Source organism: Parafrankia sp. FMc2, from assembly GCF_041008525.1.
Taxonomy (GTDB): Bacteria; Actinomycetota; Actinomycetes; order Frankiales; family Frankiaceae; genus Parafrankia.
This window is the reverse complement of sequence record NZ_JBFLUG010000082.1, coordinates 25042-33868: the sequence shown is the minus strand read 5'-3', so window position 1 is coordinate 33868 and position 8827 is coordinate 25042. Positions and strand designations below refer to the sequence as shown.

Here is an 8827-nt window from a genome sequence, read left to right as displayed (position 1 = left end):
GACACCGACACCGACCACACCACCCCCAACGCCGACGATGGACCCACCCTCACGATCAACCTCGGCCCCGCCTGCCTACGCCACCACCGCATGCGCCACCAACCCGGCGACCCTGGAAGGTGCACCAACCCACCCTGGGCACCTTCACCCGGACCACCCACACCAGCACCACCACCTACCCCCACAACTACCTCACCGGCGAAGAACACCCCCCCACGTCGACAGCCGAGCGGGCCGAGCAAGCAAGGTGACCGTCCGCTGCGGCCGCGGAACCGGCGCACTCGGCCCGAAGGTGGCCCGACAGAGGCGAAACATCAACCAGACATCACGGAGATCAATAAGACAACTACATAAGCCCACGAGGTTGATCGATGGTTGTTCTCTTGTCAACCCGAAGGATGATCGGACTCTGTTCACATCGCAAGGTGAGGCCTGTGGCGACGATTCCGCGCACACTGAGGGCACGAAGCACCCCCGCGACCTGCCAGCGGATCACGAGGCTCCGCAGGGAGCGGGTACACGGCAGTTGCGTCACGCCGTGGCGCCACGGCGCCGAGCACAGCAGATGTATGGCAATACGAGGAGGTCAGGTGTCGACGCAGTCCCCGCCCCCACTGGATGCAGCGTCACAGGCGGGTCCCGGTGAGCCCGTCGTCGCACTGCCGTCGGTGGCTGATTCCCGGCTCGCGCGGCAGCTCGCGTTCATCCTGGAGATCGACAAGCTCAAGTCGGTGCTCCGGCGCAGCCACCTCGCCGACGGCTCCCGAGCCGAGAACGATGCCGAGCACTCCTGGCATCTCGCCATGATGGCCGTCCTCCTGGGCGAGTACGCCGAGGAGGAGGTGGACACCGGCCGCGTGCTGCGCATGCTGCTCGTTCACGACCTCGTGGAGATCTACGCGGGGGACACCTTCGTCTACGACACCACGGCCATCGCCGAGCAGGAGGCCCGGGAGCGGGCGGCGGCCGACCGGCTGTTCCCCCAGCTTCCCCGCGACCAGGCGGTCCAGCTCCGCTCGCTGTGGGAGGAGTTCGAGGCGCGCCGTACCCCTGACGCGCGCTTCGCCCGGGCGTTGGACCGCCTCCAGCCCCTGATCCTGAACTACGCGACGGGCGGCGGAAGCTGGCAGGCACACGGGGTGCGCGCCGAGGACGTCCTGGCCCACCAGCGGGTCGTCTCCGAGGGCTCGCAGGCCCTGTGGGAGTACATCACCCACCTGGTGGGTGACGCGGTCCGCCGGGGCTACCTGGCGGCCTAGCCACCCGGACTCGGCCGGGCGGGCGGACTCGGCCGGCCGGGCGACGGGCGTCAGACCTGGACGCGGCTGGACGCCAGATGGGCCAGAACAGCCTGGTTGGCGGCCCAGCCGTCCGGGAAACGAACCGGCTCCCCGAGGTGGACGGGATCGCTGGTGGGGTGGGCGTCGAGCAGATCCCGGATACCGGCCCGGGCGACGACCAGGCAGGCCTGGCGATGCCGGGAGGCCAGGACGCACAGCCGGCCGGCTTCCAGGTGGAAGGCGGTGGCGTCGCGCCGGCCGGAGAGCGGATGCAGGATCACGGTGACCTCGTACTCCCGGCCCTGCAGGCGGTTGGCGGTGTCCACCACGATCCGGTCGTCGCCGAGAGCCGCGCGGATGGCCACCACCTGGTCGCGGTGGGCGGCTCCGACCGCGATCCGGTCCGCGGTGACCAGGGTTTCCTCGCCGCCGGATCGGGCGACCGTGCCCCGCTCGAGAACCCGTCGGGTGAGGGCCGCGACGGCCGCCACGGCTTCGGCGTCCGTGCGCACGGTGTGGCGGGCGGGGAGTTCGAGCAGCCCCCAGCCGGTGCCCGCGGCGATGTCGATGACCTCGTCCACCGGCCGGTCGCCCCGCCCCGGGAGCACCAGGCCACGTTCCCCGAAGTCGGTGCCTGTCCGGAACCCGGTGAACGGGTAGAAGGCGTCGGCGACCACCGCCTGGGCGGTGCGCGGCAGGCGCCACGACACCGGCAGGCGGTGCACCGGCAGGTCTGGGTTGGTTCGCTGCAGCACGGCGACGGCGCTCTGCATCGGGTTCCAGACCAGGCCGTGCCAGCGGTCGTTGGTGACCGTCGAGAACGGGTCGAGCTGGCCCGGGTCGCCGACGAACAGTGCGCGCTCGAACCGGGAGGCGATGGCCAGCAGCGTGTCCGACCGCATCTGGTAGGCCTCGTCGATGATCGCCCAGGGCCACGTCCCGTCCCGGACGTACGTCCATTTTGCCGCTGTCGAAATGGTCACGGCGGGTTCGCCGAGTCCACCGACGTCGCTCGCGGTGACCACGTTCGTGAGCTCCGCCAGGCGGGGGGACGGGACGTAGCCGGCGCGGCCGAGGCGTCCGATCCGGGCGCCGGGCAGCTCGGCGGCGAAGCGCGCCGACAGCCGCTCGACGAGGTCGTCGACCTGTTCGTTGGTCTGGGCGACGATCATCAGTGGTTCGCCGGAGGCGGCGAGGACAGCGGCGGTCCGGACCACGAGGGTCGACTTCCCGGCACCGGGCGGCGAGTCGACGATGACGCCGCGGTGACGCCCCGACGCCAGATCGTCGAGGATCCCGCGGATGGCCTGCTCGGCCTCGGCGGCCGCCGAACGACCGGCCGCCGCCGAGCGCCCAGGCCCGGCGGAGAGATCGGACGCGGTCGGGCGATCAGTCCCGTCGACGCCTACGCCTACGCCCGGCTGGGCGGCAGCCGTGGGCATCGACGTGGGGATGGGTGTCGGTGTGGTCAATCCCAGACCTCTGCGGTGTCGCGTTCGTTCGGCTCGTAGGGCTCGGGCGGGCCGCCGTGCGTCCACGGGGTGTCCGCGGCGTCCGGCATGGCGACGGAGCGGACTCCGTCCGCGAGGACCGCGCTGTAGCAGAGGGTCTCACCCGCCTCTGGGACCGAGCCGGGGGCGGGAGCCGCGGACCGGCCCATTCCGCTCTGCGCCTCCAGAGTGATCAGAGCCGCGCCCGTGGCGCTCCGGCCGCCGTCCGCGCCGGCGCCGTTGTCCGCGCCGGGCGAATCAATCGCGACGATGAGGCATTCCTGCTTCCGCCGGCTGCTGGCGACGACGCGGGTGCCGAGGGTGAGGCGGACCGGGTCCTCCGTCCGCACGGTGAGCAGGGGGCGGGTGACGAGCCGGCCCTTGCCCCGGCCGTTGGGGACACGCCGGTCGCGGTCGACGGCGACAACGGTGCCCTGGAAGGCCTCGCCGGTCACCCGATGGTCGGCCATGACCAGCGGGTCGTCGAAGGCGCGTTCGGCGTCGTAGGCGGACTGGGCCTGTTCGATGCGGTTCAGCCGCCGCGCGGCCGCGACCGCGCCGTCGAGGCGGGCCTGCGGCAGGCCCTCCTCGGCCATGTAGGTGTGGAATCCCGTGTAGCGGGCGCGGTCGGTCTCCCAGCGGCCGGCGACCGACGCGCCGGGCGGCAGCTGGCGGAGCAGGTCGAGGGCGCGCCAGACCAGGTCCCAGGTCGGCTGGAGCTGGCCGCGCAGGACGTCCCGCAGACGGGCCAGGACCGTCGGCAGCGCGGCGGGATCGGTCACCGCGTCGTAGGCGGCGATCGCGGGGGCGAGGATGTCGTTGTCGAAGCCGGGGTCGGTGGTGGGCCCCGCTGGCGGGCTGTGCGCCGGGTCCTCGGCGAGGCGGGCGGAGGTTGGGCCGTCCCGGCCGGGAGGCGGGTCGATCCAGCCCATGGCGGCGGCGAGGTTCGCGTCCTCGAGGGCGCTCTGTCCGGTCGCCCAGTGCAGCGAGAGCAGGTCGGTGACGGCCCGGGCCAGCGAGGAGCCGGGGATCTCCGCCCGCTCGGCGAAGAAGGTGAGCCACCGCCCGAGCAGGGGAACGCTCGGCGGCACGGCGTAGTCACCGTCGGTGGCGCGGAAACGGGTGGAACGGCCGAACAGCCGCAGGAAGGCGAGGCCCGCCGGGTTGGGCAGGATCAGCTGGGGGGCATCGTGGGCCCGCGACCCGTTCGCGAGCTCCTCGGCGTCGGCGGCGAAGCCGAGGACGTGCGGCAGGACGATCGCGGCGAGGTCGGCCGCGAAGGCGAAGCGCAGGTCACGGTTCCGCGGCTGGGGCACGACGAGGAGAGTCGGGTCGGCCTGGCTGGTCCCGACGAGCGCGGCGAGCGGGGCGTTGGCCTCACCGGCGAGCGTCAGTGGGACGAGGACGAGCGGACGCTCGGACAGGTGCACATGGCGCACGGTGGCGATCGGGGCGGCGGTCCCGGTGGCGGCGGCGAGCGCGCGAGCGTACGAGCTGATCGCGCTCACCCGTCGGCCCCGACGGGCCGGTGGGGCGCGCCGGCCAGCGCCTCGGCGTACATCCTGGCGGTGATCCGCAGGCGTTCGGCGGCCTCGGCCTGGTCCTCGGCTGGCGGGCGGGTGCCGTGGGCGAGGCCGAGCGCCTCGGTGACGGTGTCGATGCCACCGAGGTCCTCGCGCACGCTCGCGCCGAGGGCGGCGGTACGGCCGGCGGCCTCGTGCCGGCAGCGGAAGGCAAGCTCGCAGGTGGACAGGCAGTCCGGCGTGTAGCGGGCGTCGAGCAGGTCGAGTCCCGTGGTGAGCTCGGTGGCGGGCCGGGTCGGCGCACCGTCCGGGCCGGCGGCGAGGTCGAAGGTCAGGTCGGCGGGCAGGTCATCGAGCAGGGCTTCGATGGTGGCCAGCCGGGTGAGCTGGTGCTCGAGTCCGAGGAGCTGCCGGCGGACGTCGACCCTGGTCGCCAGCGGTGCGTTGGAGAAGTCGCGGGGACACACAAGGACCACATCATGCGAGACGGTTCCCTGCGGGACGGGCGGGTCGATCGGCCTGACCTCGCGAGCGTGCAGCATCCGGCGCAGTGCCAGCACGTAGACGGCGGCCTGGACCGCCGCGGCGGCGACCTTCTCCCCGTCGGCCTGCCCGTCGACGACCGGGAACGACTTGATCTCGACGACGTGGAACTGCCCGTCGGGCCGGATCACCAGCAGGTCCGGTTCCAGGTGGACGTCCTGCCCGCCGACGGGCAGCGCCAGCAGCGGATGGGCGACGAGAACGATCCCGTCCGGGTCCGGGCGCAGCGCGGCGACCGTCCGGTCCAGCCGGTCCGCGAGGTTCTCCGCGGCCGGGCGGACTCCCCCGGCCTGCTCGGCGGACGCGCCGAGGTCGACGACGGTGAGACCACCGGGAGGATCATCGGGGGAACCATCTGGATCGAGATCGAACCCCAGACAGTCCGCCAGGAGACGGAGCAGGTCGGTGCCGCCGTCGTTCCTGACCCGGGCCTCGAAGGCGTTGCCGCGGATGATCGCGAACTGGGACTGGCCGAAGGGGGCCGCGAAGCCGATGTGGCGGGACAGGCCGTCCTTGTCCACCCCGGCGGCGTCGAGGACAGCCCGCCGGTTGCACCCGGGATTACGGGTCAGTGCCGCGATGGTGCGCGCGTCGTGGCGCCGGCGGGCGGCGGACCCTCGGATGAGGTCGAGGCGTGCCTCGGTCCGGATCTGCTCTGACCCCCGGATCTGCTCTGACCTCCGGTTCTGCACGGAACCACCTTCGTGACGGCCATCGTCGCGGAGCAACCGCGGGCAACGATGCCGTCGACGGGGGCCTCCGTCCAGTCTTGTGCCGGCATGTCGGTCAATGAGTTCGTGGCCGGGATCGGGCGCCGGCGGCGCAACGGCCACCAGCGCCCGGCCATCGTTCAGGTCAGTTCAGGACATTTCAGGACGAATCAGGTCAGCGTGCGATGCGGTCGAGGATCCAGGCGCTGAGCTCCTCGGTCATCATCGTGTGCGGGGTGGGACGCGAGGAGCAGAGGAACTCGTCCAGCTCGGAGCGGCTCGCGTCGGCGGCGTTGATGTCCAGGTAGAGGTCGTCGTCCGTCTCGACGTCACGCAGCGCCACAGCGCTGACCGAGGGGACGAAGTTCACGATGCGGTGGGCGACGTCCAGACTCTCGCCGGCGTCCTTGAGGGCGTCCGCGAGGATGCCGAAGGAGTCGAGCGTGCCGCCCGGCGCGCCGTCGATCTCGGGGAGGTTGTCGGTCGGGCCCGTGTTGAAACCGTCGGCGAGCAGAACCGGGCGGACAAGGCCCTTGTTACCACGCCCATACCAGACACGGGCCGATACTCCGGGGCCATCCCCGGTCGCGTCGGGCGCCGGTGCCTGCGTCCGCGCCGTGGCGCCGGCCGGTGTGACGAGGCCGAGGGGGCCGATCGCCTTCTTTATCTTTTCCTGATCCTTCGCGGCTACCGGTGATTCCTCTCCCATAGGGCGACGAGTACGGGAGGAGTATTACCGAGGTCCAGTGAGATCGCCGACCCGGAACAATGCAAGCGATCCGGGAGAACAATACGGTACGAGTTTTCTCCCGGATCGCGCGGCGACATCTCCGGAAAGGGTTTCAGCGGACGAGCGGCGCCCCGGATCCGCCGGCGACGCGCCCGCCGCCCGAACCACCCGAGGCGGCGGAGCCACCGGAGGCGGCTGACCCGCCGGACCCGGATCCGGCCCCGGCGGCGGTCCCCTTCCCCTTGCCGGCGTTGGCCGCGGCCCCCGAGGAGCCCTGCCCGCGGCGGGTGGTGCGCTCCGCCTGCCAGCGCTGGCCGATGTGGACGGAGGCGGGCAGAATCGCCGCGCGCACCAGGACGGCGTCCACCGCCAGGCCGATCGCCAGGCCGAAGCCGAGCATCTTCAGGGTGCGGGGTGGCTGCGCGACGACGGCGAGGAACACGAAGACCATCACGAAGTTCATGGTGAGGACGACGTGACCGAGGTCGGCGTGCCCGCGGCGGACGGCGTCGCGGCCGTCGCGGATCGGGTCGGGCCGGGCGCCGTCCCGGCGGCGCGCGACCAGCCGGGCGGCACGCCGAAACGCTCCCCCGTCCCCGGCGCCGGTCTTTGCGGGCGGATCCGCGGAGCCGCCCTCGCGCAGCCGCATGAGCAGGATGAGGTTCATCGCCGGCCCGAGCCCGAACACCGAGATCATGACCGGGACGAGGACGAAGGGCTCGACGGGGCTGGTCATCACCCCCAGCCGCCGGGCCAGGTCGGGGTCCTGGAACAGGACCCGCAGCAGGCCGGCGGAGGCGAGGACGCTCAGCACGCCGGCCGCGCCGAGCACGACGGCCAGCACCGGCGAGCCCGCCACGGCGTACACCACCAGCCCGATCGTGAGCAGGACCATGGCGAGGAACAGCGGCAGAGTGGACCGGAACTCGTCCGCGGCGTCGTCGAACATGGCGGTCGGGCCGCCGACCGCGGCGGTCGTGACGGAGCCGCGCAGTGCGGCGGGCAGCACCTCGTCCCGCAGCTGTCGGACCAGGTCGCTGGTCTGGGTGGTGCGGGGGCCGTCGGCGGGCAGCACCCGGATGACCGCCGGTCCGCGTGTCGGGTCGTCCAGGGAGACCTCCGACGTCCGCACGCCCGGTACACCGCGGAGCACCGCGGCGACGGTGCGCGGTTCGGTGATCCGTTCGGTGGGGTCGCGGGGCTGGCCCCTGTCCACAGTGACGAGGATCGGGCCGTTGATGCCGGCGAAGAAGCCTTCGCTCGCCAGGTCGTAGGCGCGCCGGGTGGTCATCGAGGTGGGGTCCGTACCCGAGTCACCGCCACCGATCCGCAGGCCGGACGTCTGGTTGCCCAGTGTCAGGAGCAGGACGCCGGCCGCGACCACGATGAGGGCCGGGTAGCGGCCGACCTGCGCCGCCCACCAGGACCGCAGGCCGGGCCGCCGGGCGAGCCCGGCGCCGGCCATGGCCAGGTAGTGCCGTTCGGCCCAGCCGAGCAGCCGGGCGCCGCCCGTCGCGAGCAGCGCGGGAAGCAGAGTGAGCAGGGTGAGCACGGCCAGGGCCGTGCCTCCCGCGGCGGCGAGCGCCAGACCGCCGAACGGGCTGGGGCGCAGGGCCGCGAGGGCGAGCATCGCGAGGCAGAAACCGAACCCGCCGACGACGACCGCGGCACCGGAGCGGGTGGTCGCGACCGCCGCGGCCTGCGCCCGGTTCTTGCCGCTCAACAGCGCCGACTGGGCCCGGTGCACGGCGACGATCGCACCGCCCAGGCAGGTCCCGAAGGCGAGAACGGCGGCGGTGACCGGGGCGAACGGGGTCAGCTGGGTGACATGCGAGAGCCGGGCGGTGAGCGCGACGGCAAGCAGCGCGCTGACCGCGGCGGGCAGCACGCACACCAGGACAGCCAGCCGCGAGCGGAGGGTGACCCCCAGCAACACGATCACGGCGAACGCGGCGACGGCCAGCGGCGCGGGCTGGAGATCCGAGGACTCGATCATGGTCACGCCGGGACCGGACATCTCGACCTGGATCTCCGGCCCGTCGTAGGCGCGGGCCGCCGCCAGGACCTGGCGGACGTCGTCGAGATCCGGGGTGAGCGCGTCGTCGTCGAGGAGCACGGAGACGAGCGCGGTCCTGCGGTCGGCGCTGATCGGGTCGATGCCGGCGGTGGCGGCGCCGAGCGGCCCGGCGGGGTCGGCGACGAGGATGACGCCAGGCAGCCGGCCCACCTCGGAGACCAGGGCGGTGATCCGTTCGCGGGCCCGGCCGGTGTCGACCGTGCCGAGCCGTGCGCGCACGACGATGGTCTCGACGTCCGGCAGCTGTGCGTTCGGCGATGACCGGGCGACGCCGTCCATGGCGCGCGCCGCCTCGGAACCGGTCGGGGCGACCTGCTGGGCATACCGGGCGCCGCCCTCCCGGATGTACTGGACCGCGGGCACGAACGCCACCAGCCACGCCGCCAGGACTAGCCAGCGATAGCGTGCGCAGCAACGCGCGAGAAGCCCCACGACCCCGGTGAGTTTCTCGGGCCTGTCGGTCATTCGAACACC

Annotated in this window: 6 protein-coding genes; 1 reads left to right on the top strand and 5 read right to left on the bottom strand. The window is 72.9% G+C overall.

The genetic code is table 11. The annotated features are described in order from the left end of the window. Positions 1-590 precede the first annotated feature (590 nt). Complete coding sequence (locus AB1460_RS24005; protein ID WP_368964279.1) at positions 591-1259, top strand: HD domain-containing protein; 669 nt, start codon at positions 591-593, stop codon at positions 1257-1259. Between the two features lie 50 nt (positions 1260-1309). Here AB1460_RS24005 and AB1460_RS24000 read toward each other — a convergent pair whose 3' ends face one another. From AB1460_RS24000 to AB1460_RS23980, 5 genes are all read right to left on the bottom strand, one after another. Continuing rightward, positions 1310-2752, bottom strand: a complete 1443-nt coding sequence (locus tag AB1460_RS24000; RefSeq protein WP_368964277.1) for an AAA domain-containing protein — start codon at positions 2750-2752, stop codon at positions 1310-1312. Continuing rightward, the gene (locus tag AB1460_RS23995; protein ID WP_368964275.1) at positions 2749-4278 is read right to left on the bottom strand and encodes a hypothetical protein; all 1530 of its coding nucleotides are present in this window, start codon (positions 4276-4278) and stop codon (positions 2749-2751) included. Before AB1460_RS23995 ends, AB1460_RS24000 begins: the two co-directional genes overlap by 4 nt. Continuing rightward, positions 4275-5528, bottom strand: coding sequence for a hypothetical protein (locus tag AB1460_RS23990; protein WP_368964274.1), 1254 nt, complete (start codon positions 5526-5528; stop codon positions 4275-4277). The genes AB1460_RS23995 and AB1460_RS23990 overlap by 4 nt, the downstream gene beginning before the upstream one ends. A gap of 193 nt (positions 5529-5721) precedes the next feature. Continuing rightward, positions 5722-6255 carry a hypothetical protein gene (locus AB1460_RS23985; RefSeq protein WP_368964272.1) on the bottom strand — a complete coding sequence of 178 codons (534 nt, stop codon included), beginning with the start codon at positions 6253-6255 and terminating at the stop codon, positions 5722-5724. Positions 6256-6388: 133 nt separating this feature from the next. After that, complete coding sequence (locus AB1460_RS23980; RefSeq protein ID WP_368964270.1) at positions 6389-8818, bottom strand: MMPL family transporter; 2430 nt, start codon at positions 8816-8818, stop codon at positions 6389-6391. Positions 8819-8827: the final 9 nt, after the last annotated feature.